16 protein-coding genes are annotated in these 25,766 nt (G+C 40.0%); 2 read left to right on the forward strand and 14 right to left on the reverse strand.

All coding sequences use genetic code 11. From position 1 onward, the window contains the following. Positions 1 to 49 precede the first annotated feature (49 nt). Positions 50 to 1,627 carry a Na+/H+ antiporter gene (locus I6J02_RS00490; protein WP_201679904.1) on the reverse strand — a complete coding sequence of 526 codons (1,578 nt, stop codon included), beginning with the start codon at positions 1,625 to 1,627 and terminating at the stop codon, positions 50 to 52. A 118-nt stretch (positions 1,628 to 1,745) separates the two neighbouring features. Here I6J02_RS00490 and I6J02_RS00495 point away from each other — a divergent pair, with 118 nt between their 5' ends. Further along, complete coding sequence (locus I6J02_RS00495) at positions 1,746 to 2,093, forward strand: iron chaperone (protein ID WP_201679905.1); 348 nt, start codon at positions 1,746 to 1,748, stop codon at positions 2,091 to 2,093. Positions 2,094 to 2,176: 83 nt separating this feature from the next. Here I6J02_RS00495 and I6J02_RS00500 read toward each other — a convergent pair whose 3' ends face one another. From I6J02_RS00500 to I6J02_RS00550, 11 genes are all read right to left on the reverse strand, one after another. Then, complete coding sequence (locus tag I6J02_RS00500) at positions 2,177 to 2,626, reverse strand: DUF3060 domain-containing protein (protein ID WP_201679906.1); 450 nt, start codon at positions 2,624 to 2,626, stop codon at positions 2,177 to 2,179. 57 nt (positions 2,627 to 2,683) lie between these two features. After that, the gene (locus I6J02_RS00505; RefSeq protein ID WP_236582237.1) at positions 2,684 to 5,119 is read right to left on the reverse strand and encodes a DUF3857 domain-containing protein; all 2,436 of its coding nucleotides are present in this window, start codon (positions 5,117 to 5,119) and stop codon (positions 2,684 to 2,686) included. A 265-nt stretch (positions 5,120 to 5,384) separates the two neighbouring features. Continuing rightward, the gene (locus I6J02_RS00510; RefSeq protein ID WP_201679908.1) at positions 5,385 to 6,623 is read right to left on the reverse strand and encodes a hypothetical protein; all 1,239 of its coding nucleotides are present in this window, start codon (positions 6,621 to 6,623) and stop codon (positions 5,385 to 5,387) included. 203 nt (positions 6,624 to 6,826) lie between these two features. Then, positions 6,827 to 7,171, reverse strand: coding sequence for a 50S ribosomal protein L20 (rplT, locus tag I6J02_RS00515; RefSeq protein WP_002993965.1), 345 nt, complete (start codon positions 7,169 to 7,171; stop codon positions 6,827 to 6,829). A 99-nt stretch (positions 7,172 to 7,270) separates the two neighbouring features. Next, the gene (gene rpmI, locus I6J02_RS00520) at positions 7,271 to 7,471 is read right to left on the reverse strand and encodes a 50S ribosomal protein L35 (protein ID WP_002993964.1); all 201 of its coding nucleotides are present in this window, start codon (positions 7,469 to 7,471) and stop codon (positions 7,271 to 7,273) included. 43 nt (positions 7,472 to 7,514) lie between these two features. Beyond that, positions 7,515 to 8,048, reverse strand: a complete 534-nt coding sequence (infC, locus tag I6J02_RS00525) for a translation initiation factor IF-3 (RefSeq protein WP_002993963.1) — start codon at positions 8,046 to 8,048, stop codon at positions 7,515 to 7,517. Positions 8,049 to 8,095: 47 nt separating this feature from the next. Next, positions 8,096 to 10,021: a threonine--tRNA ligase gene (gene thrS / locus I6J02_RS00530; protein WP_201679909.1), complete on the reverse strand. Its 1,926-nt coding sequence runs from the start codon at positions 10,019 to 10,021 to the stop codon at positions 8,096 to 8,098. 279 nt (positions 10,022 to 10,300) lie between these two features. Further along, entirely contained in the window at positions 10,301 to 12,007 is a 1,707-nt protein-coding gene (locus I6J02_RS00535; RefSeq protein ID WP_201679910.1) for a RagB/SusD family nutrient uptake outer membrane protein, read from the reverse strand. Between the two features lie 25 nt (positions 12,008 to 12,032). Then, on the reverse strand, positions 12,033 to 15,194 hold the full coding sequence (locus I6J02_RS00540; protein ID WP_201679911.1) for a SusC/RagA family TonB-linked outer membrane protein: 3,162 nt from the start codon (positions 15,192 to 15,194) through the stop codon (positions 12,033 to 12,035). 703 nt (positions 15,195 to 15,897) lie between these two features. Continuing rightward, positions 15,898 to 17,646, reverse strand: a complete 1,749-nt coding sequence (locus tag I6J02_RS00545) for a glycosyl hydrolase family 28-related protein (protein ID WP_201679912.1) — start codon at positions 17,644 to 17,646, stop codon at positions 15,898 to 15,900. 381 nt (positions 17,647 to 18,027) lie between these two features. Continuing rightward, the gene (locus I6J02_RS00550) at positions 18,028 to 21,648 is read right to left on the reverse strand and encodes an Ig-like domain-containing protein (protein ID WP_201679913.1); all 3,621 of its coding nucleotides are present in this window, start codon (positions 21,646 to 21,648) and stop codon (positions 18,028 to 18,030) included. Between the two features lie 208 nt (positions 21,649 to 21,856). Between I6J02_RS00550 and I6J02_RS00555 the strand changes: the two genes are divergently transcribed. Further along, a complete protein-coding gene (locus tag I6J02_RS00555) occupies positions 21,857 to 22,480 on the forward strand; it encodes a 7-carboxy-7-deazaguanine synthase QueE (protein ID WP_201679914.1) in 624 nt (207 codons plus the stop codon). Between the two features lie 262 nt (positions 22,481 to 22,742). Here the strand turns inward: I6J02_RS00555 and I6J02_RS00560 are convergent, their stop codons facing one another. Beyond that, on the reverse strand, positions 22,743 to 24,710 hold the full coding sequence (locus tag I6J02_RS00560; RefSeq protein ID WP_201679915.1) for an OmpA family protein: 1,968 nt from the start codon (positions 24,708 to 24,710) through the stop codon (positions 22,743 to 22,745). A 27-nt stretch (positions 24,711 to 24,737) separates the two neighbouring features. After that, the gene (locus I6J02_RS00565) at positions 24,738 to 25,751 is read right to left on the reverse strand and encodes a type IX secretion system membrane protein PorP/SprF (protein WP_201679916.1); all 1,014 of its coding nucleotides are present in this window, start codon (positions 25,749 to 25,751) and stop codon (positions 24,738 to 24,740) included. Positions 25,752 to 25,766: the final 15 nt, after the last annotated feature.

Here is a 25,766-nt window from a genome sequence, read left to right on the forward strand (position 1 = left end):
AAAATTATCAAATAATTCCGGCGTTATTGTCCTTGTTTTATAAAAATAATTATTCCGTTGCCATGAATTTCATCTTTTCTTCCTCCAGATCCAGTCGGTGCAAATGCCTTCTGATCACTTCTTCATCAATTGTATAATCTTTATTCCAGTCTCTCAGCCATTCTCTTTGCTTATCCAACATACGGATATATACGACTCTGCACTCGGTAGCCATAATTTCATTTTCAAGAAGTTGGTGGCTGTCCTCCCATTTTCGGGCAAGTTGTTGCAAAACCTGTTGCTGCTGAAGTTCTTCAGCATAATTTTCTTTCAGATGTACAAGACTTTGTTCTGCCAGTTGCTTGTATAATTGCAGATAAGCTTCGCCCTCGGGAAGATGATTATCCTGATCTACCAGATTCATTTTGCGGATAAGATAAGGTAATGTAAGCCCCTGCAATACCAATGTCAGCAGAATAACCACAAAAGTGATAAACAAGATCAGATTTCGTTGCGGAAATGCTACACCATTATAATAAATGGGGATAGAAAGTGCAGCAGCTAAAGATACAACTCCACGCATCCCTGCCCATCCCAATATAAACGGCCCCTTAAGTCCGGGACTTCTTGTATCCGCAACTGTAATAAAGTTTTTTGCAATCAACGTGAATACAACTGCTCCATAGGCAGAAAGTATGCGTACAATTATTAATACCACCGTGATCATTATTCCATAACCTATGGCAGCACCCATACTGATATCATTCAGATTTGCTGTTATTTCCGGCAAATCCAGGCCAATCAGAATAAAAACGAGCCCGTTCAGGATAAAACATAGGGATTCCCATACATTTTCCGCACGCAGACGGCTGCTGTTACTTAGAAAAAGATGTTTTCTGTTTGCGAGGAACAATCCTCCGCTGACCACAGACAAAACACCGGAGCTTTCTATCGATTCGGCCGCTATATACATAATATAAGGGGCCACAAGTGACAGGACAATATCAGTATTTACGTCTGTCGGAAACAAACGGTGTGCTTTGAAAAATACAAAACCGACCAGGACTCCCACCCCTATACCTCCTAAAACCATCCACACAAAACTTAATGCCGCCTCATGAATCACAAACTGTCCTGTGCCGACTGCTATCAATGCAAATCTCAGAATTATCAAACTGGACGCATCATTCAGCAGACTCTCTCCTTCCAGAATGGAAGCCAGCCTTTTGGGAACCTTTACAAAACGAAGGATCGCTCCTGCACTCACGGCATCAGGAGGAGAAACAATAGCTCCCAGCAAAAATCCCAATGCTAATGTAAATCCCGGAATCATATAATTAGCGACCAAAGCGACCACTGTTGCTGTTAAAAAAACAATTAAAAAAGCAAAACTTCCTATGATCCTTCTCCATCGCCATAATTCTTTCCAGGAGGTATTCCATGCGGCCTCATATAACAAAGGCGGAAGAAAAATAATAAAAATCAGCTCCGGATCAATGGTGATCACCGGAACTCCGGGGACAAAGCTGATAGCTAATCCGGCCAATACCAGAAAAATCGGGTAAGCTACTTTTACTTTGTTTGCCAGCATGATCAGGAAGATAATGATCACAATAAGGCTGAGATAAAATGGAAAGTGGTGAAGCATATTTTTAGGAACTATTCTGTGTCAGTGAAATCCAGTACCAAAATAACATTTTGAAAAATTGAATACAGATTTTTTTTCATTATTTTAGAACGATATCAATAATGAAAAAACCGTAATTATGATAAGCGTTGAAGAATATATTGCGTCCTTTCCTAAAGAGATTAATGAACGGCTTATAACTATCCGAAAGCTAATAAAGGATTGTAGTGAGGAATTGGATGAAGGAATGGCGTACAAGATGCCTTCCTACAAGTATAAGGGAAAGCCATTAGTCTATTTTGCAGGTTATCCTCATCACATAGGTTTCTACGCCACACCAAATGGTAATATTGCTTTTAAAAAGGAGTTGACCCCTTATAAACAAGGTAAAGGCTCTATTCAGTTTCCGCATGACCGGCCGTTACCGCTGGATCTGATAAAAAGAATCGTCCTTTTCCGGATGGAAGAGAATGCTGCAAAGAAATAAAAATGTTGTAACAAAAAAAGGAAGACTGCCGTTTACCTTCACGAATCAATCTTCCTTTTCAGATCTGTAATACAGAAAAGATTTTATTTCATTTTCATTACCATATTATCTATACCTTCGGTACTTACTTCTGCATCTCCGGATTTATTGGATGATTTCTTATAGTGAACATGATTTTTCATTCCTTCAATAGATACAGTTTCTACCTGATCTACATTGATCATATTTTCGGCACCTTCTACAGAGATCTTTCCAACTTTCTCCGCTTTTACAGTATTTGATTTACCTTCGACTTCTAATTTTGCACATTTCCCGACAATGGTAACTTTGTTATCCATTCCTTCGACACTTACCGTTTCAGTTCCTGTACATTTAATAGTACGGGTATTCCCTTTACCGGAGACTTTGATTTCTTTTCCCTGTTTCTGAACTATGCTATGTGTCAATCCATCTGCATTGTCATTCGCTTTGACATATACACCTGCGCCCAATAACATGGTCATTGAACAAAGTACTGCTGTTATTTTTTTCATTTGTTAATTGGTTTTGATAACTATTTCTTGTCAGCAAAAAGCAGACCACGATTCCGTTTACAGTTCTTTATCATGTTCATTGTTGTCCGCATCCGGATTGTAGTGTTGAGGTACTTCTTCCTCTGCTACTTTCATGGGATTGACGTCGTCGTTTTTATATTTTACAACAAAAGTTTCTTTTACCCGGTCAGATTTCACCAGATAGCTGCACCATATCGCTCCGAAGATCATTGTTCTGATCAACTCAACATACGACTCAGGAGATTCCTCCGGCATTTTGAGTCCGCTAAGCTCTATAAACAGAAGATCCAGAACCGGTCCGAAAAACATAACGCTAATCGTTAGAATGGCTACTTTTGGAAAAATATCTCTTTTTTTGAAATACAGGTAAAGACTAAATATCAATAAAGATATAATAAACAGGTTGACAATCAGTTCAAATCCAACCAACAGCCTGAATACGATACCCTGAGATACTCCATAAATGTCATAGGCACTCCATAACTGACTATAGAAGAATCCTATTGTAAAGAAGTCAACAGTTATTCTTAATAATGAAGCACCTAAACCAAGACCCAGAAGTACCAGCCATCCTCCTATTGAAGGCAGGTAGTCCTGATAAATTAACCGGTTCTTATCCTCTTTCTTATTCCATTTGTAAAAAATATATCCGCAAAACGCCACTATAATACACGCTATAAATATCGCAAACCAGGATATCGTTGATACTCCCCCATTTGTATACCCGATAGAACCGTTATCATTAACATAATAGGAATAGGAAAACAAATCTTCCGTATTATTAAAGTCTTCCATAAATTCCGGCACTTTATCAATGGCTACAGACGGTTCATGTATAGCCAGCTGAAAGTTCATCTTTAAGGTATCTCCGACGACCTTTATAGATTTCCCAAACGTGTAGCTATTCCTGTCTATAAAAACAGGTGCATCCTGTATATCTTTCGCTTTATCGCTGATAAACTGAATTTCATATTCAGCTGTATAGGGAAAGTCAAGCGAAATGGGTGCTTTACGATTACTGTTTACAGCCGGGATCTGACTGAACATATCACTTGCAAAAAATGTAAGATACTTTTTCTTTGTTGCATCTTCTGTTTTAGCAAGTTTATTGATTTCATAGGTCTCAATGATCTGTATCTGATTTTTTTCGCGATCATCCTTTATTTTTACCGTATCTGTACGCTTGATTTCGGGATAAAGTTTCGTATAATAATCCAGGTAATTTTTTTCCAATGCTGTTCTGGATGTAGAATTCAGCATACCTCTGTTATTGTCGGCCTGATACCCTGTATATATTGTGCTGACGATTAACTGCGCCCGGTTACTATCCAGCAACTTATACTGTTCCAGTACCTTTGTTTTTCCTGTAACATCCCGGGGAGTATCCCTAATTTCTGTTTTAGGTTTGATGACCAATGCATTTCCATAAAAAGGGAAATACAGGTCACGAATGTTTCCACCCTGATTGGAAAATGTAGGGTCGATAAACTGTGCTCTTTCATTAACGGTCGCTACTGCTACCATATGATTAAATACCCATGGTGTAGGCAGAAAATCATTAAGCTTGTATCTGTTGTAACTATTGACCAACACAAGATCGCAATCTATTCCCTTTGCTTTTAAAAACGTAGCCAAAAGCATAGACTTATCCTTACAATCACCATAGCGCTGTTCGATAACTTTATTGGGATTATTAGACCGGTGAGAATATTCTCCGACTTCTACTCCCATGTATCTGATGTCATTCTGTACAAATCTTGTCACCAATGCCAGGTATTTATAGGAGTCTCCTTTACTTTGGGACCAGAATTCTTCTATTTTGTTTTTCAAGGTCCCTCCCATATTGGTCGTCACCACCGGATTTAGTTTTCCAGCCCAGTCAGCCACTTCCTGCCAGGTCTGGTAATCACTGATCTGAATGTATTTATGATCAAAATACCAATAAGGTTCATAATTCTCGCTGTGGATAACAGGCAGATTTGTTTCTTCCCAGGAATAGCTTATTAATCCCTGATCCAGATGCTCAATGCGGGGATCGGATTGACCGTTGAATGTTTTAAACTTAACAGGTCTGTCTTTTGCAGCAATATAATTGACATGGTTGAGTGCAATAGGCTCCGTTCCCTGAAAATAATAATCATCTGCAAACTTGTTGCCGATTGCAGGATTAAATCCTTTCAGGGAATAAGAAATCACCAGCTTATCACCTACACGTAAATCGTCCAGAATAAGGTACGCAGCATAGGTACCATTATATAAAAACCTGCTGAGATCAGTTTCGTTGGCGACTACTTTAAATTTACGGATATCCAGTTTATTAAGCACTCTACCCTGTCTTATAATCTGAATTTCATGAAAGAAAAGTTTTTGATAATCAGGAGAAAAGGAAACATAAATCTGTCCGGCCTGATCCACTCCATCTGTACTGACAATTTCTTTAACTTGTCTTGAATATACGGTCTTCTGCTCCATATGAACCTGATAATCTAGGCTCTCGTATACAAATCCGGATTCTATATCCCGTTGATTTATCTTCTGTGGAGATTTTGTATTTTTTTGAATCCATACCGGTTTATTTTCCTGATAAATACCAGGTATTTGTGCAGAAACGCAGATTTGTAAAAGACAAATGAATACAAAAGACAAAAAAATATGTCTTACTGGAATTGGCAACATGGCTAAAAATTGATTTACTCAAAAGTAATAATTTTTTCCTGAGATAAGGTAAAGGAGATTATCAATTTATCATTTTATCCTTACGCATCTTCAATTCGGTATATTTAAAGTGTCCCTGTGTATTGGCTATCATAGCCCCAAGAAATATGGTATTTTTATCAGCTGAAACAGGAAAAATACAGGATCTGTAGGCATTATGCTCTTCTATTGCCTTTTTACACACCCTGAAATTCACACCATCTCTGGAATAGGCCAGATAAAGTGCATCACCAATTGATTTTTTGACATTACCGACATTGATAATCAGAAAATAATAGTCATCATACAGACAAGCCTGTACATGCCATGGTGAATACTGATCACTCAATTTGAGCCAGGGTTCATTCACAAATCGTACCCATTGTCCTTGTTTATAATTTGTGAAATCAATTCCGTCTGCAGAGGTTCTTCTCAGAATGTAGGATGCCTTATTACCGGGAAATTTATCCGGAATATTGTTATTCAGGACTTCATAGCTTACAAATTCACGACCACTGTGCAATATTGTAGGAGACAACAAGAAGTTGTTCTGCGGCGTTGCAGGTTCGTCACTGGTATAGCACACTTCCAGTGGAGACCAGTGGGCTCCGTCATCAGATGTCTGTCTGAGGACTGCACGCTGAGGACTGCTTTTACTGAGTTTTGCTGCATTATTTGCGCTTTTGCTACCGCGGGATTGAAGTGCTCTGGCTGAGACCCAGCTTGATCTGTAATAGAGATAAAATTTATTATTATAAAATTCCCAATCCACATCTGACCAATAGCCCCTCGCATCCTCATCATCCGGTTTACCGCTAAAACTTTCCTCCGGAGACGGGCATTTTATCAGAGGGTTTTTGACACCTGCGGGTGCATCCCAGTTAATGCCGTCATTGGATGTTACTACTGTCGGATTTTCAAATGCAGAATATTTGGAAAATCCCGAAACAGCACCGAAATACGGTGTGAATACCATCCAGTACCTGTATCCTCTGAATCCTTCCGGAAAATACTGAACATCAGGATGACAGTATGCCCTTTTATCCTGTGACAAGGAAAATACACGCTCAGGATCCAGCTGGCCTTCGTAATTACCATCTACATCGGCATTTATAATAACTTCACGATAAGGTTGTATGCTTAAAATCTGCTCATTAGGATTTTCACTTTCCTCAAGAGGGAGTTTGAGCGGTTCTTCATCGCGCTTACAACTAGTTACACTACCTAAAATAAAGACAACAAAGGAAAAGACAATCCCCTTTACGTACCCTTTAAGCCTCATATCCGGAAAAACTGAATATACTTAATTCGTTGATTCCATTTGTCCGACCGGCGTGGACAGCATATCCTTGCCGGCAAAATTGCAGATTTATTTCTGTATTCATAATAATTGGTAACGGACGCAAGATAAATAAAATTTATATACAAGAAAAGGGACCTGAAGGTCCCTTTTAATATCTAACAAATTGATAACGGTTTAAAACTCTATTTAACTGCGTCTACAACTGCTTTGAAAGCGTCTGGATTATTTAAAGCTAAGTCAGCTAAAACCTTACGGTTCAAACCAATGTTTTTAGCATTCAATTTTCCGATCAATTGAGAATACGAAATTCCGTGTTGACGGGATCCAGCGTTAATACGTTGTATCCATAAAGCTCTAAACTCGCGTTTTTTGGTTTTACGGTCGCGGTAAGCGTACTGTAAACCTTTTTCTACTGTATTTTTAGCAATAGTATATACTTTGCTACGTGATCCATAATAGCCTTTGGCTAATTTAAGGATTTTTTTACGTCTTCTTCTCGAAGCTACTGCGTTAACCGAACGTGGCATATTTTTAAAATTAGTTTGGTAAAAGGCGACATGTTTTTCAATGTACTTACGACCCTGTACCCGGTTAAAAAATTATTGTTAATTAAAATCGAATAAAACTTATTTTCCGATAGCAAGCATACGTTTTACGTTGCCCATATCGCCATCAGATACATAACTTGTTTGTGTCAGGTTACGTTTACGTTTTGTGCTCTTTTTTGTCAAGATGTGGCTTTTGAAAGCGTTTTTTCTTGCAATTTTACCTGTTCCAGTCAACTTGAAACGTTTCTTAGCGCTGGAATTGGTTTTTACTTTTGGCATAATACTTATAAATTTTATATCAATCTGTTAGATTCTTGTTATACTATTTTTTTGGTGCTGCTGCCGCTTTTGGCGCTATGGTCAGGAACATTCTCTTACCTTCCAGTTTCGGTAGTAACTCTACTTTACCATAGTCTTCAAGTGCCTGCGCAAAACGTAACAACAGGATCTCTCCCATTTCTTTGTGTACGATTGCACGTCCTTTGAAGTGTACATAAGCTCTTACTTTCTCGCCACTCTCTAAAAAGCGCATGGCGTGTTTCAGTTTAAAATCAAAATCATGCTCACTCGTGTTAGGTCCGAACCGGATTTCCTTGATTACAGTCTGTTTTGCATTAGCTTTGATTTCTTTCTGCTTTTTCTTCTGCTCGTAAATGAATTTACTGTAGTCAATTATCTTACAAACCGGAGGAACAGCATTTGGCGAAATCTCCACTAAATCAAGTTCCAATTCATCAGCTAATTCTAGAGCTTTGCGTGTAGGAAAAACTCCCTGCTCCACATTATCTCCTACCAAACGTACCTCAGGCACACGGATAAGTTCATTAATGCGGTGATCTGGTTCTTTCTTTCTCATTGGTGGACGAGGTCCACTGGGTCTTTTTAATGCCAAATGTTTAAAAATTAAACGGTTATTTCTTTAATTAATATTTCTCTAAATTCTTCGGGTGTCATTGAACCAACGTCTCCTGCCCCGTGCTTACGAACAGAAACTGTGCCACTTTCTGCTTCTTTTTCCCCTACAATCAACATATAAGGCAATTTTTTCACTTCAGCGTCACGAATCTTACGACCGACTTTCTCATCACGAAGGTCAATCAGACCGCGAATATCGGAATTATTTAACGATTCTAAAAGTTTTTGTGCATATTCTTCATATTTTTCTGACACTGGCAAGACGATAAACTGCTCTGGAGCAAGCCATAACGGAAAACGTCCGGCACAGTGTTCAATCAATACAGCGATGAAACGTTCAAGTGATCCGAATGGTGCACGGTGGATCATGACAGGTCTGTGTTTTGCATTGTCACTACCTGTATATTCCAGCTCGAAGCGCTCAGGCAAATTGTAATCGACCTGAATAGTACCCAACTGCCATTTACGTCCCAGTGCATCTTTGACCATAAAGTCCAGTTTTGGACCATAGAATGCAGCCTCTCCGTATTCTACTACAGTAGGCAATCCTTTTTCGTCAGCAGCTTCGATAATCGCACGTTCAGCCAGCGCCCAGTTTTCATCCGAACCGATATACTTAGTTCTGTTTTCAGGATCACGCAGCGATACCTGTGCGATATAATCTTCAAAGCCCAATGCCCCGAATACATAAAGTACCAGATCAATAACTTTTTTAAATTCTTCTTTCACCTGATCCGGACGGCAGAATAAATGCGCATCATCCTGAGTAAACCCACGAACACGGGTCAATCCATGCAATTCTCCGGACTGCTCGTATCTGTATACTGTTCCGAACTCAGCAAAACGAACCGGAAGGTCTTTGTAAGACCGTGGTTTTGTCTTGTATATCTCACAGTGGTGCGGACAGTTCATCGGTTTAAGGAAGAATTCCTCCCCTTCTACCGGAGTTTTGATCGGCTGAAATGCATCTTCACCATACTTTTCATAGTGGCCCGAAGTCACATACAACTGCTTGTGTCCGATATGTGGTGTCACAACAGGCTCATACCCAGCTTTAAGTTGCGCACGTTGCAAAAAGTCAATCAACTTCTGACGAAGTGCAGCTCCTTTAGGTAACCATAACGGCAATCCCATTCCGACTTTCTCAGAGAAAGCAAAAAGTTCAAGTTCCTTACCCAATTTACGGTGATCACGTTTCTTCGCTTCTTCGATAAACTTCAGGTAATCTGTCAGTTCAGAAGCCTTTGGAAAGGTAACACCGTATATACGAGTCAATTGTTTACGAGACTCATCTCCGCGCCAGTATGCACCGGCTACGTTTGTCAGCTTGATAGCTTTGATAAATCCGGTATTCGGAATATGAGGACCACGACACAGATCGGTAAAATCTCCCTGTGAATAGAATGTAATCTTTCCGTCTTCCAGATCTTTGATCAGATCAAGTTTGTATTCATCTCCTTTTTCAGTAAAGTAATCCAGTGCTTCTGCTTTGGAAACGGCTCTGCGCTCGAATACTTCTTTACGTTTTGCCAGTTCCAGCATTTTATCTTCGATCTGCTTAAACTCGTCTGATGAAAATTCACGGTCTCCGAAATCCACATCGTAGTAAAACCCGGTTTCAATAGCAGGACCGATACCAAATTTCACTCCCGGATACAAGGCTTCTAATGCTTCTGCCATTAAGTGTGCAGAAGAATGCCAGAAGGTAGATTTACCTTTGTCATCATTCCAGGTAAGTAATTTAAGGGAGGAATCCTGTTCGATCGGACGTGAAGAGTCCCAGATTTCGCCATTTACTTCGGCTGCTAATACATTTCTGGCTAATCCTTCAGAAATGGACAACGCTACTTGAGCGGCTGATGTTCCTTTTTCATATTCTCTAACGGAACCATCAGGTAATGTAATTTTAATCATTTACAAGTATGATTATATGTTTAAAAAAATATAGAAACCTGCAGGACAACATATACGATTATGTAGTTTGACCCCTGCTGCTCCTTTGTTAACTAGATCACAAATATACACAAAATCAACCAACAAAAAAAGGCTGTATAAACAGCCTTTCTGATCATGTTACCCTGCGAAAAAAGTCCCGTTTGCACCTATTCCACTTTGTCATCAGCAACTTTTTTCAGGAGAATTTGAATACATTGTCCACAGGCTGACACTTTGCTATGGACAATGTATCCGGTATTAATTATAGCCTGGATTTTGTTCTAACTTCGCTTCTGTATTTTGCGTAATTTCATTAGATGGTATTGGCCAGAGATTGTGATATTGTTCTATACTAAGACCGGATTTTGGATTATAAAGTTTGTCTCTGTCATACAACTTTCCGAGACGAGCAAGCGTAACCGCCCTGAATTCTTCCAGATAGAGTTCTCTCAGTCTTTCATCCAGAATATAGTCGATATTTACATCTCCCGGTGAAACTTCCGGAGCATTTGCTCTTTTTCTGATGACATTAATATCGTCTGCCGCCAGATTGGTAATTCCTTTCCCCAGATAAGCCTCTGCCCTTAAAAGATACGTTTCGGAAAGACGCGCCATATATTTTTGCATGGATACCCGCTGTGATCCGTTCAGATAAAAGCCATCAAAAGCATCCATTACATTTGTAATCATAGCCGGTCCGGCTGCCGCTACAAAATCTTCTGATGAAGGAGAGGTTTTCCGGATTATCGGATAAAATCCACGAATCGTATCTCTGAAATCCTGCGGTGCCACTTTAGCCTTATAACCATCTTTTACATACCATTTTCCGTAATCCGGAGAAGTAGTGGGAACACCTGTAATTCTGATATCCCGTACAATATTATATCCGGAATTACGAATATCATTTGGTGTCCAGATTTCATATAAGAAATGGGATGTTGGCCTTATCCAGCCAATACCATTTGAGGATACATTGCTACCGAATCTGCCATTGGATTTGATGGGCATACGGGTTCCTGAATTCGCCTCAGTGATTCGTACGCCGGGATAAGATGGAACGACCGCCCAGGCTGTTACATCACCTACAGAGGCTGCATTATTTAATGTAGACTGCATCACCAGTAACCCTTCCCGATTGCCTTTGCTGTAGTTCTGATTATCGTATTCAAACAAATCCCGGTACACATCTCCGGGTTTGTCTGCTCTTCGGCCGAACCTGTTTTGCATCAGTGAGACCCCGGAATACTTGATTACTTCTGACGCACTAGCTATCGCTCCGTCATAATCTTTTAAGGATATAAGGACTTCGGTCAGTACATGTTGTGCAATCTGTTTGTTGACCGTTCCGTCCGGTACCTGATTGATATTCCCCAGCAATCCTACGGCCGTCACCAGATCCGTTTTACATTGTGTGTACACCTGTTCTCTGGTAGCTCTTACATAATCATAACGGGGTTTGCTAAGCTCATTTAGCTCCAAAGGCACTCCACCATATAAATTGGCCAGCATATTGTACGAATAGGCTCTGAAAAACAAGGCTTGTCCCAAAATACTATTTCGGGCATTTTCAGGTACTTGTGAGGCATTCTGTATCCTGCTGATGATCAGATTGCAATTGGTAATGATCCTGTAAAGGCTCGTCCATATATTCTGAGGAATAAAATAACTGGGTACCATAGTGGCCTTGTAAGCATTTAATTTTGCGGCTGGTTCATAATCTGTCGCATTATATGCAAAATCTGTCGCATAATAAAGTCCGAAATAAGTATCCAGATCCATATTACCCATATAGATATTTCGTACATTATTATAGAGATTATTGACAGCCAGCTGAAATTGAGCCTGATTTTGGAGTGAATTATCAGGTGTATATATGGACAGTGGCTTTTCGTCCAAAAAATCACTTTTACAAGAGAATACTCCCATTCCCGCAAAAAGAAAGATTAACAGTCTAATTTTTTTCATTACTAAACAATTTAATTGTAAGACCTTAAAATGTGATGTTCACACCTAATGAATAATTTTTCATAACCGGATATCCGTTAGCATCCAATCCCATACCCCCGGGCATACGCAGACCAAGTGATGACCGTTGCGAACCCGGAGGATTTGCTTCCGGATCCCATCCGTCCCAGTTGGTGATCGTAAAGAGATTCTGCACATTAGCGTATATGCTCAGAGCTTTCACGACTTTTATACGTTCGATAAGTTTATCGGACAAGCTGTAGGTCAATGTCAGATCCTGTAGCCGGATAAAACTTCGGGATATATACGGGCCAAAATTTTCTCCCAGAGTAGGTACATAGGCCGCTATACTTCTATAACGAGCATCCGGATTATTAGGTGTCCAGTAATCAAATGCAAATGCATTATTATTCCGGATATTGTCCGGATTTTGCAGCATGATGCCCGGAGCACCTAAGTAACCGTTTTCACCCCCCTGTATACTATTGATAAAGAATTTTAACTGTACATTTTTATATCGGAAACTGTTGGATATACTCAGGCTGTAGGATGGATCTAACTTACCTAATATCTGCTTATCTGCAGTGGTAATAATACCATCTCCGTTGGTATCTTCTATCTTGTACTGACCGGATTTAAACCCCTGTGCTGCCAGCGGTGCAGGGATTTCTTCACCAAGCTGGTACATACCCGTTATTTTATAGTTATAGACTACGCCATAGGGTTGACCTATAAAGAAACTTAAAATAGGATCAGATCCATTTATGAGATCTTTTTTTGTTCCGTCTATATCCAGTACCTTATTTCTGTTTCTAAAGAAATTAACACCGACTTCCCATCTGAAATCTTTTTTAGCGATCGGTACTCCGTTTATATTTAATTCCTGCCCTCTGTTTTGGATTTTCCCTATATTAATCAGATAGCTGGAAAATCCGGTAATGGTAGGCGTTCCTTTGGAATTGAGGAGATTTTTAGAATTTGAAAAGTACAGATCCAATGCCCCGTAAAGACGGTTGTTAAACAGGGCAAAATCAACACCGGTATTAAATGAAGTAGTAGTTTCCCATTTGAGATCCGGATTCGGAAGCTGACCTAAGAATGAACCTGCCTGCGCTCCGGCACCACTGCCATATAGATAGCCACTTCCCAAACCTACATTCATTTGCGAAAGTGTCTGATACCTACCTACCGTTCTGTTCCCAGTCGCTCCGTACGAAACACGCAGTTTCAGATCGTTAATCTGGGAAACTGATTTGATAAAATTTTCATCAATCATACGCCATGCAAATGCAACTGAAGGAAATACAGCTGTCTTATTCTTAGCTGAAAAACCGGAAAATCCGTCTCTCCTCACTGTACCGGTAAGTATATATTTCTTATTATAGGAATAAGATAGTCTGGCCATCTGGTAAAGAGCCTGTTCTTTCCAGGGTAAAATGCTCAGATCATTAGATGCAGACAGTCTTAACGGATCTCCTACATCCAGCCTGTCATAGCCTAATGCACCGTTTAATATGCCTCCGGCTACTGTTTGCGTTCCGTCGTGTTTATTTATCTCCGCACCATAGAGCAAAGTCGCATCTATACCATGCTTGCCGAAGTCTCTTTTGTAGGTCAGGATATTATCCAGTGTCAGGAAGTAATCTGTCATATACCTTTTGTATGCGGTAGCTTCCACATTGGGTGCATTGTAATTAAAGCGGTTTGCATAAATGTAATTATTTCCGAGGTTGACTCTGTAATTCAACCCTTTGATATAAGGGATATCTGCGCTGACATAAAAATTACCAATCAGATTTAAGTTTTTGTCCGAATCGCGGGATCTTCTTAAGACCTCCAATTGTGTCGGACTTGTACTATTCGGATAAAACTCGAGTTGCTGTCCTGTAACCGGATCAAACGGCAGGTTATAAGGTCTTGAATATATCAGATCTGTGAAGGAAGGCGACACACCACTATAATTATTAATGGTTAATCCTGTTTGCGCGCCTATAGTAAGCCAGTCCAGTGCTTTAGCTTCCATGTTGAGCCGGATACTGTTTCTGTTATAATTATCGTTCTTAACCAGATTTTTCTGATCAAAATATCCGTATCCCAAATAGAAGTTTATTTTTTGTGACCGTCCGCTGATTCCTATATTGTGATTCTGGATTTTAGGAGAAGGATTTGTCAGCAATTTCCACCAGTCTGCTTCATAGCCATTTTTATAGTTATCGGCTTCGATGACTGAAAGTTTGGTCGTTGGATCCCATTTCGGATTCATCTGTGTCATATCATTCGGGTCACGGCTTTCTGAAAGATACCAGTCTCCAAGTTTCTGGATAAATCCGGCTCCCGACACAGGGCGCATGTCTTTTTTTGTCATTTCCTGAAATGATACAGATCCGCTATAGTCTATGATAACTTTATCCTGAGTCCCTGAGCCACTTTTAGTGGTAATCAATATTACCCCATTGGACGCCTGCGAACCGTATACTGCAGCGGCACTCGCATCTTTCAGAAGATCTATACTTGCGATATCTGATGAATTGATCGAGGTGATAGATCCCCTGTAGATTAATCCGTCCAGCACTATTAACGGGGATGTGGTACCGGAGATAGAATTTCGTCCTCGGATCATAATCGAAGGATCGCTCCCTGCTGTGGTTACCTGTCCTACTGTCAGCCCCGGAACAGTTCCTCTCAGGGAGGACATGACATTTCCGTTTGGGGATTGCTTTTGCAGGGAAAGATTAGCCTTTGCCACAGCTCCTGTAACATCCTGACGTTTTCTGACACCATATCCGACGATGACAACATCCTCAAGTTGTGTTTCTGTTGAAGTAAGTGTTACATTAAGCGTTGTCCGCCCGTTCGGACGAATCTCCTGAGGGGAAAAACTGATTATAGAAAAAACAAGAACGGCATCTTTATCGGATACTGTTATTGAATAATTTCCGTTTTCATCAGAAGATGTTCCGTTATTCGTGTTTTTGATTTTTACACTGACACCGGAAAGCGCATTGCCATTCTCATCTTTGACAATTCCCCTTACGGTTGTCTGTGCCGTAGAAGTCAGAGTGATACTTATCATTAAACAGAGCAGCATCAGTTCTTTTTTGATTTTGTAAAAAATTTTCATGTCCGATAGTTTAGCTTTAATCAGGAAGAAGTCATCACATTCACTGATTTTAGGTTTACTTTGCATATTCATAATTGGGTGGAATTAATTATTTACCAGTATCAGATGATAAATATCTATTTGATACTATTGAAATAAATATCAGATATAGTACACTTACCTGGTAAGGTTACTATGTTTAGCGCATTAATACTTCCTTATGGTCTTTCATTACCTGTTTTTACCAGAATATGGCCAGATTCAGGAATATCTACCACACACACATATATATTGCAACCGGTTGCAAAATCTCTTAAATTGAGATAATTTCCTGTTATCAAAAGCTGGCTTAACAGATTTTTTTAAGATCTCTTAAACATTATTACCCGTAAAAACTGAATTGGTATATCTTTTAGTTAGTGATTTAATATACAATTGGTTTTTTATATAGTTTAAAGCTACATTTTGAGGTTGTTATATAAAAAGAAACGGCAAACTATATTCACGAAAACGTTATCGTGTATTTCGGACAATATCTTTAAGTATTACTTGAATGAATTACATGAGGATTTAAAGCCAGTATACCAGTTGATACACAAGCGGCAAGTTATTAATAGAGACAGTAGAGGCACACGCGATACGTTTTTTAGTAAAGGTCGGGAGGACACACGCGATACGCGTGCGCCAACGAGGAGGGCAGAACACAGACGTGCGCTAACGGAGTTGAAATAAAAAGCGTGAATTCCAATATGGGAATTCACGCCTGATTTACATATCAAAAATTACCTTCTTAATTCACCGTTATATTTTTCACCAGTTTCATCTGTGATACATATAAATCTTTCGGATATAAAGATGCAGGGCTGATGGTCTCATACCAGTTGTTGTTCACATTGGGAAGAGCTGAACCTGAAGTTGTCTTTATCCCCACAGCGACATTATTCTTAGACTTCGCTCCGGAACCGGATCCCATATTATTGTAGGAAAGATTATTGATCGCTGTAATATTCCAGTATGTCTCATTAATATTAATGCCCGCAGGGGTATCATTTCCACCTGAAGTGTAAAGACGGGAGCCTGTTCCTACATTCAGATTCGTAAACAGATTATTGCGTACCTGATGATTATGATGATCCAGACATATATCTGTTCCTTTTCCATTTCTGAATACATTGAATATGCTGGAAGCAGATTCCACAGACAGATCATGATGGAACTTGCCTTTAACTTCAAAATTCTGAAACAAATTATATCCGCCATAAATATTCACGCCATGATGTCCTACACCTTTTGTACCTGCAGCGCGTACAGGACCGGATTCCAGTGTCCATCCTTCTGCAGTAATATGATGTGAGGTTGGTCCGATCCAGATTCCGATGTCGCAACCTTTCATTTTTACATTTTTGATCCATCCGTCATGTGCATTTTTTGTATAACCAATAGCGTTGTAAGCCCGTTCATGAAAATTGTGTCCGGCCCAGGCATTGTCCGGAAATTCTATTTTTAAAGACTGAATACCGGATCCGCTGATATTTTCTGAGAAGGTGATCATACCACCTTCCCATGACCAGGGGGATTGTTTGGAGGTAGCATTATATCGGGGATAAAGCTCTTCCAGTCCTTTGGTAAAATAAAGTATAGTCGCATCTCCGGCTCCCTTGATATTAATACCACTGCGCTTAATCATCAATGTGTCTTTTAATACATATTTTCCGGCAGGAATATAAATGGTACCATTCTCAGCACACTGCTTAATAGCGGTCTTGAACACAGCGGTATTATCTGTAACACCATCTCCAACGGCTCCTAAAGTGGTGACATTTATGCTTTGGGGATAATCAGGAATAGCCTGATTTCCACTCTTATATCCGGCGTTTGTGAAATCCGGAATACGGGATTTATCCCACAACTCGCCATTTTCTCCCCATATGGCAGAATATGCGACAGTAGCCGGTACCTCGCTGACTGATACGTTATCTATATAATAGGTATTTGCATCAGCTCCCAGATTAAATAAGATCATCGTAGAATCTGCAGTTGCTGTAAAGCCCCACTCATATAATGCCCAGGAAGTCCCAATCTTCTTATGTGGCAAAAATTGTGTAGTACCTCCCCTTATCTGGAATCGAAATCCGTTGGTACCTGTTGCTGTTGCTTTTGCCCATACGCGAATACGGTAATCCCTGCCAGATACAGTGGGAAGATAAGCTGAGCCAAATTGTATTTTCCATGAATTATCTATCCCATTACTGACGGTATTTACCACTTTTAGCGCACGGTTACCCTCATACACTTCTGCGGGTACTGTTGTGGCTGAAAGCGTGGAAGCTCCGTTAAATGCAGTCCAGTCTGTAAAAGTATTGCCTGTTCCTTCTTCAAAAGAACCATTAGGCAATGGTAAATAACCGGGAGTAATTGCCATCTCTTTAGGTGATAATTTCATATCAGAATCAGCTTCATCGTCTACCAGTAAATCATTTTTACATGATATTGTTAAAAGCACAGCCAATAACAAATAAATAAATTTTAAATCTTTCATAATTTTTGTTTTAGGGTACAGACTACAACCTCTTCAATACTTTGGAGAAGGCTACTGCACTAATAGTTGTGTGTGTTTATAAATTTTCAGTTAGTGTATAATACTCTTATGAGTTTACAAGCAGAATCATGCAGTAACAAATGGGAAGTAAAACTTAACCCTGTTAACTCCACAATCAATACTGCGTAACAAATGGCAAACTCAGAAAAAAAATAATAGTGTGCTTATAATTGATAAGACTAAAGTATAATAAAATTATTTTCAGTAAAAATAATTTTAACGAAAACGTTTTCGAGTTGCATTGAAAACAAATTACAATATCGTATAGTCAATCATATAACGGTTTATCATTTTGAAAAGAGGACTTTTTATAATCAAGAGTTATTTTACGGGTTTTCTGGTAATCAAAATATATCCTGTCTTTTTCGTTTGCTTAACTCCGTTTCTGTAAGCCTGTACTACATAAAAATAGGTCATATCTTCTGCTCCGTCACCATTCCAGTCGTTACGGTAATCATTGCTGGAATACACTTCTTTACCCGCTCGGGACCACACAGATAATGAAATGCGGTCATAATACCCTGTACCCAAAACATAAAATATATCATTAACTCCGTCTCCGTTTGGTGTAAAGACGTTAGGTACTGAAAACCCTGACACCTCTATGTTTACCCGGGCTTCATTTGTCCAGTTACCATTGAGATCCTTCACCTGATAGGTAAATGAATCGGTACCTGTATATCCTTCTTTTGCCCGGTAGATGATGTGTCCGAGACTAATCATCAGGGTACCTTGCTGTGATTCTTTAACGATCCGGATGCTATGTATATCTAATTCTACGCCGTCTGTCTTATCATTTTCAAGAACAGAAATTTTAACATCCTTATTGTATTCTCCGATTACATAATCATCTACAGCAATTGGTGTGGTCGGATTTACAATTATTTTCACTGCAGTAGGATACATCTTCAGTTCATTTGCATCCTGCACAGTATACAGAAATTCGTCCTTACCTACATAGTTTTCAAAAGGTCTGTATTCAACCTGTCCGTCACTATTTAAAGAAACCTCTCCATGCATAGCTTCCTTAACTAATTCCAGTGTATGAGGCAGCAAAGGATAACTGCCTTCTGTATCATTTTGCAGAACATGGAAGCGAATAGATTGATTTTGTTTTAATAACACAATATCCTCTACTCCTACTGGCCTTTTGCTGACATTTGTGACCGTTGGCAGATCATTATCAAATGATGTTCCCGAAATATCAGTAATCTCCTGGCCTGTATGAATCAGGTTGGCCCTTACAGTCGCCGAATTCATAATGCGACCTCTGTCTACATCTTCATCTCTGACGGTATAGAATGCACTCCACTTGTACTGTTGTCCTCTTTCCAGACTTTCTACAGCAAGGAGCTGAGGTTTTTCCCAAAGCATATCATCCTGCAGGGATATGTCGGTGATAGTGGTATCTGTTTCATTCCAAACGGTAAAACTATATTCCATACGATCTCCCACACCGAACAGGCCATCTCTTTTGGAGCCCGTATTGATCACTTCTTTTTTGAGATAAATAGCCTGCTTATGTATAATTATTGTGATTGTAGGATCATCATTGTCATAGGTTGTTCCGGAGATATCTTTTACAGCAATACCGCTCTCTGAAACGGCTTCTACCCAGGCAGAATTGACAATTGAGCGCGCTTCATAATCTTTGACAGTTATTACATAATCCAGAAATATTTGTCCCGCTTGTCCGGGTTGAAGATTATTAAGGCTTAATCTTAATGTTGCTGATGTAATCATAGGATCGTAAACACGGATATCCTTTAATACCTCATCACCCTTATTTACAACATCAAAATAATAGCGGATTCTTTCCCCGGCCTGCATATAGCCATCTGCATTTCCATCTATGAACTGTGCTCTTTTTATTAAGGCTACTTTTACATTTGAAACTTGTGTTACTGTCCATAGCACTTCCTGATGAACACGAATATTATTACAACCCTGCCCTGAACATTCTGCCTCTGCATCTAAAGGTTTTTTAATGGTCATATCTTTAGATGTAGCATCCGGATCTATCATATCTGCACTACGTACGAGAGATGCTATTGCCTGAATGGCAATAGTTGACCCGGGATCATACAATGCAGTAGCTTTCACCGTTACTATCCTTTCTTCGTGATTTGACAGATCCAATAAGCTGCTATATTGATTTACTTCCTCGTGAGTAATAGTTGTCAGGACCTTCCCCATATCGACATGATTGATGCTGAAGCCTAACGGAAGATCAAAATTAAAACGGACATGCGGAGCATCTGAAGGTCCGTTATTTTTCAGATGGAGGGTATATGTGATCTCCTCTCCTTTCCGGACCTGACGGTCAGGACTATTTAGTGATAAAATTTCGAGATCTGATGTTTTGACTGTTAGTGCAATAGTGACTTGTTGATTAGGTATCATGGCATAAGACCAGGTATCGATAGCTTTTTCATTGCCAAAACTGTAATTTCCGTAGTTCGTATTTGTATTCCGCTGTACGGTCTGATTCGTATATGTTCCCCAGCGATGTCCGTTCTCCAGACTGCTTATACCCTGCAGATTTATCCGAGGATTGCTGTTTTCGGAAGGAAGTCCGTCATGAATATCACTATCATCCCAATACACTACATCGGATTCCACCTCATTCATCTCTTTATCTAATCGTTCAAGCAGAATACCATTGGGATTGATCTCCATATCCATATATGGGAAATGAACTTCTGCCAGTATATGTTCGACACGAATGGTTAACGGATATTTTTCGCCGTTAGGCGCAAACTGTCCATTCTTATCCAATCCGTTCCAATAGATTTCATTTAATCCTGCGGATGCCTTATGTACAAATTCAGTCAGTAGCTGTGTCTGATCCGTATTCCTTTCAAGCACAATTTTATATTTAGCTTCCTCGCTGCTGGTAAACCGAATATGGGCTCCTTTTGCTCCCATCTGCCCCGCCGTGCCTTCGTAACCTGTAAGGTTGATATCAGATACCACGGGCTCTGGCCGGTTGTTGATAAGCCATGTCTTTAACTCAGGAACTGCACCTACAGCTTGTGCAGGCATGCTGAGATCAGGCTTTGTATATAATATCTTATGGGTTATACTTCCATTCACATCAGCCTGTCTCGGATCGTGTACATCTCCCGACCCCACCTGAGGGATATAGTCCAGACTTTTGTACAGAGATTTTCCTTCATCATCCACAAAGCCCATATTATTGACAAACGATGTAAAAGCTATACCATTGCTTCCGTTTCCATCTACCTTGTATACAAATCCATCATGTGTAAGAACCAGATATTTACCAAAGAAAGCACCATGTTTATTAGCCATCTGCCCGCTATTCAGATGCAGATTCAATACATTGGTATATACCCTTCCGGAAATCCAGTCGTGGTCATCTCCATCTCTTACTGAAATATCCCAGGCTGCAATACTGGTATCCCAGGTCTGCGACCAGTCTCCATCTGCTGCTACGACAGGAATATTAGGATCGCCAAAATTTTCTGTAAATTCTCCTACCGGTGATATAAACTCTATTTTCCAAACACCTTCTTCTGTGGCTTTGACTTCATAAGGAGCATATCCGACTCTTGGACCGGACATCTCTGCCTGTCGTGTCCCTCTGCCGGTATTAACGATCTTGCCGATATTATTTTTTCCTGAAAGATATATTTTTCCGGAAGGACTGGTCAGACGAATCCTGCCTTCACCTATATTCTGTGCACTTGAAGCTGTCGCAATTGTCTCCCCTGATTGTACATATACATAATGTGCTCCAAGTGTAAAAAAAGGAAAACTCGTTGTTCCCTGCTCGCTCTCACTACGTGAAATCAGGTACGCACGATTCCCTTTCACCCCTGTGGGGTAAAGATCCTTTGATCCGTCAGCCCACAGCAATAGCGGACAAAGGATCATAAACAGGAATAAAAACAATGGAAAATATCCTTTGCTTTTCATTGTAGGTAGAGTTTTAGTAATGGGTACTAACTATGTTAAATATAACAATCTGCCAATTAATATGTTCAAGAAAAAAGAAAAATTTTTATTAAAAAAAGTTAATTACCTGTCTATCATATGTCATAATTTTACGAAGCGTACTTCTCCAAAAAACACAGGCTCGGATCTTAAGAAAAAAAGCCTACCTTTGCAGTCTTAATTTCAAAAGATGTCACTACAAGTTCCAGAAAACGGCCGGCAACTCCCTTTGATGGAAGAATTCTATACAATACAGGGAGAAGGCTATCATACCGGCAAAGCAGCTTACTTTATACGCTTAGGCGGATGCGATGTGGGATGTCACTGGTGTGATGTTAAAGAAAGCTGGGATGCCGAGCTACATCCGCTGACTGCGGCTGATACTATTGTGGAACATGCGAACATACATCCCTCTAAAACGGTTGTAGTAACAGGCGGAGAGCCACTGATCTATAATCTGGATTACCTGACAAGTCAATTACAAAATGCCGGAATACAGACTTTTCTGGAGACTTCAGGTGCCTATCCGTTGAGCGGAAACTGGGACTGGATCTGTCTTTCTCCAAAAAAATTTAAAGCACCTAGACCCGATGTGCTGGCAAATGCAGGTGAATTAAAAGTGATTGTATTTAACAAAAGTGATTTCCAATGGGCGGAGGAACATGCTAAACAGGTAAGTGATACCTGTAAGCTGTATCTTCAACCGGAATGGTCCAAAGCTGCCGAAATGACGCCCTTGATCATTGACTATGTGATGGCAAATCCTAAATGGGAAATTTCTCTTCAGACACACAAATATCTTAATATCCCTTAAGAGGAAAAATATACAGAAATAAGCATGTTCCGGTCTTTTATTCAGAGGTGCGGAACATTTTTTATTTAACGATCATCCTATAAAAAATCGCCCGTCTCCTGATACAGGACAGACGGGCGATGAAAACAGTTTGTTTTATTGTATTTAACCGTGTTTCTTTAATTGAGGTCCATTTTTGATCAATCTCAGGACACAGAACCTCTCCCCGATTCCCTGTCTTTAATTAAGGAGAGGGAATCGCGGAAAATGCTCTTCATATTTCTTAATATTCTAATACTGTGATTTCAGTTCTTCTGTTTGCCTGATGCTCTTCTTCCGAACATTTGACTCCATCAGCACATTTGTTGACCAATCTGGTTTCGCCATAGCCTTTTGCGACAATCCGATCTCTTGCAATACCTCTGCTGATAATATAATCTACAGCTGCCTGTGCACGATTTTGAGATAACTTCATATTATACTTATGTGTGGCACGGCTATCCGTATGACTGGATAGTTCGATTTTGAGTGTAGGATTATCCCGGAGAGTATTAACCAGTTGGTTCAGGATTGGCCTGGCATCGGCTCTGATGTTATATTTATCCAGATCATAATAGATATTTTCCAGGATAAATGTTGTTCCTTTTTCTATGACAGGTTGTAACCGTAGCGTCACCTGAATGGTGGTATCCTTTTGGGGAAATAATGCAGCAATATTAACAGAGTCTCCGTGGAATTTCAACTTTTCTCCCATTAACTGGTAAGCTGTTCCCGGTTCTAACTGAAACTCGAAGATACCTGCAGCTGCAGTAAGTTTACGGGACACCACCTTACCTCCATCACTCAACAAGGATAATTGTACATCTTCAAGTGGTTCTGCGGTTGTACGATGCTGAGCAATACCTTTTAGTAAGATAGTGATTTTGGGTTTGACAGCTGAAAAGGAATAGATATCATCCAAGCCCAGACCTCCTAATCTATCCGAAGATAAATATCCGTAGCGCGCTTCAGGGCTGTCTCCTAAAAGTACATAGCTGAAATCGTCTGAAGCCGAGTTTACCGGAAAGCGAAGATTCTGACGATTTGTAAATGAAGACCGGCTACCTGTCGCAGTGAATATATCGAGACCACCCATGCCCGGGAATCCATTGCTTGAATAGTATAACCGGTCTTCAAATACGGAAGGAAACATTTCATCGCCTGCTGAATTGATTTCAGTTCCGGCATTTACAGGTTGACCCCATGTACCATCAGATTGCAGTATACAATACCAGATATCTACACCGCCATGTCCGCCTGGCATATTGGATGCGAAATATAATGTCTGTTCGTCCTTACTGAGTGCGGCATGCCCGACTGCATACTTTTTGGTATCGTTATAAGGAAAGTCCGTTTCTTTCCAGCTATCCCCATTTTTTGTATAAATCTTAATTTCCAGATTATGTTTTTTGAAACTGTATGGTCCTGACTTTTGTTGTTCAGTATCCTTCCCCGGATAGGTACGTGTTACATACAGCACATTCTCCTCCTTATTTACAGCCACAGGGCCTACGTGATAAGGGGTATTATTGAAGATATCGGGCAACATATTCGGATAGATCAATGCTATTCCATCCTTATCTCTTGTGGCAGAATATACTCTGAGGAATGCTCTTCCGGTTCGTCCAGAAACCTGATCTGATCCCATAGGTTCTCCTACATAGAGTACCTGCTGCCCGACCGGTGTAGTTCCGAAGTCAGAAAAACGTGTATTTATCTGTTGTTCATTTTTGATTTTATGTACAGTTGGTTTCTGCATCCACACAATTGCCGAATCGCATCCCTGTATTGCAAGTTCTACTTCACTTTCTTTTCCTGTTTTTGTTCCGTAGGCTTTATATTGATTCTTTGCGGCCGCATAATCTCCCAGCTTTTTTAGTACATCAGCATAATTAAGCTGGGACTGATCGGATATTTTGCCTTCTTCAGCAACCCTTGCATACCAGTTACGGGCAAGATTGTATTCATTTATATTAAAGTAACAGGTCGCCAGACGCTCCATATCTTCTGCTTTCGGGCGTTTGGTGTCTACCAGTTTCTCATATATACGCGCTGCTGAATAGTACTCATATTGATAATAGAGTTTTTCTGCTGTTGTTCTCTTACTTATTTGTTCCTGTGCCTTTACTTCAGAAATTCCGACAGCGCACACGACCAGAGCGATTAACAGTTTGTTCAGGTAAGTTGATTTTATCATGATATTCCGTTTCATTCTTTATGATCTGTTAATACTGATTAATTAGAAGAATCTAGGGCTTAAGTACTGACTTGCTGACTTGCGTCCGAAGGTGAGTCCAAGCGTAATCTCATGTGAACCGTTTTGCAGGCCGCTCATCCGGTTGATCATCATATCATACGAATAGCCTATACGCAATTTTTCCGTTGCATAAAACTGAGCAATTCCTGTTATGGCATTCGTAGCACTGAGTTTATCTATTGTCTTATCCTGATAGGTCCGGTTAAAGATTTTCGCTCTTGTACGATATCCTGCTCCTACCCAGAATTTACTATTGAATACAAACATAGCATTGATATCCAATGAAGTAGGTCCTTTAAAATCTTCTTTAACCAGAATACTAGGGCGCAGGTGAACACCTCTGTCTAATTCAAAGAGTGCTCCTGCAATGAAATACCCACTCACTGTACGGTATAGGTTTTCGGATGTTGTACTGTTAAAACGATAGTCTGATCCGGAATTTGTACCATTAAAAAGATCCTGAACAGATACTCCGGCATACCATCTGGAATTATAATAATATACACCTAAACGAATATCGGGTGCCCAGTCTGATATTTTTCCGCGAGGAATCACCTGATCATTGTAATCATTCGGATCCAGCTTATTTCCATCCAGACTATACTGTGTCACACCTCCCGCCACACCAAGACTAAGGCGTTGTGTATCTTCATCATCCAACTGCAGTCTGAAGGCATAATTTGCATATATTGCCGTTGCTGATTGTGCCCCAAGTTTATCTGAGGTTACATTCAATCCGACTCCGTGACGCTTGGATTGTGCATCCAAAATCCCGTCTATAGAAACAGTTCCTGTCTTTGGAGCTCCTTCCCAGCCTGTCCACTGACTTCTCAGTCCTACCTGAGCAAACCATTCTTCTTTATATCCTGCATAAGCAGGGTTGACACTCATTGAGTTAAATATATATTGCGTGAACTGTATGCTCTGCTGGGCACTGACTTTTGTCAGTCCCAACAGGCTTATTATAGTTATCACTGCATATTTTCCGTATTTCATTTTTTATTGCTGTAT

It is taken from the genome of Sphingobacterium spiritivorum, assembly GCF_016725325.1.
Taxonomy (GTDB): Bacteria; Bacteroidota; Bacteroidia; order Sphingobacteriales; family Sphingobacteriaceae; genus Sphingobacterium.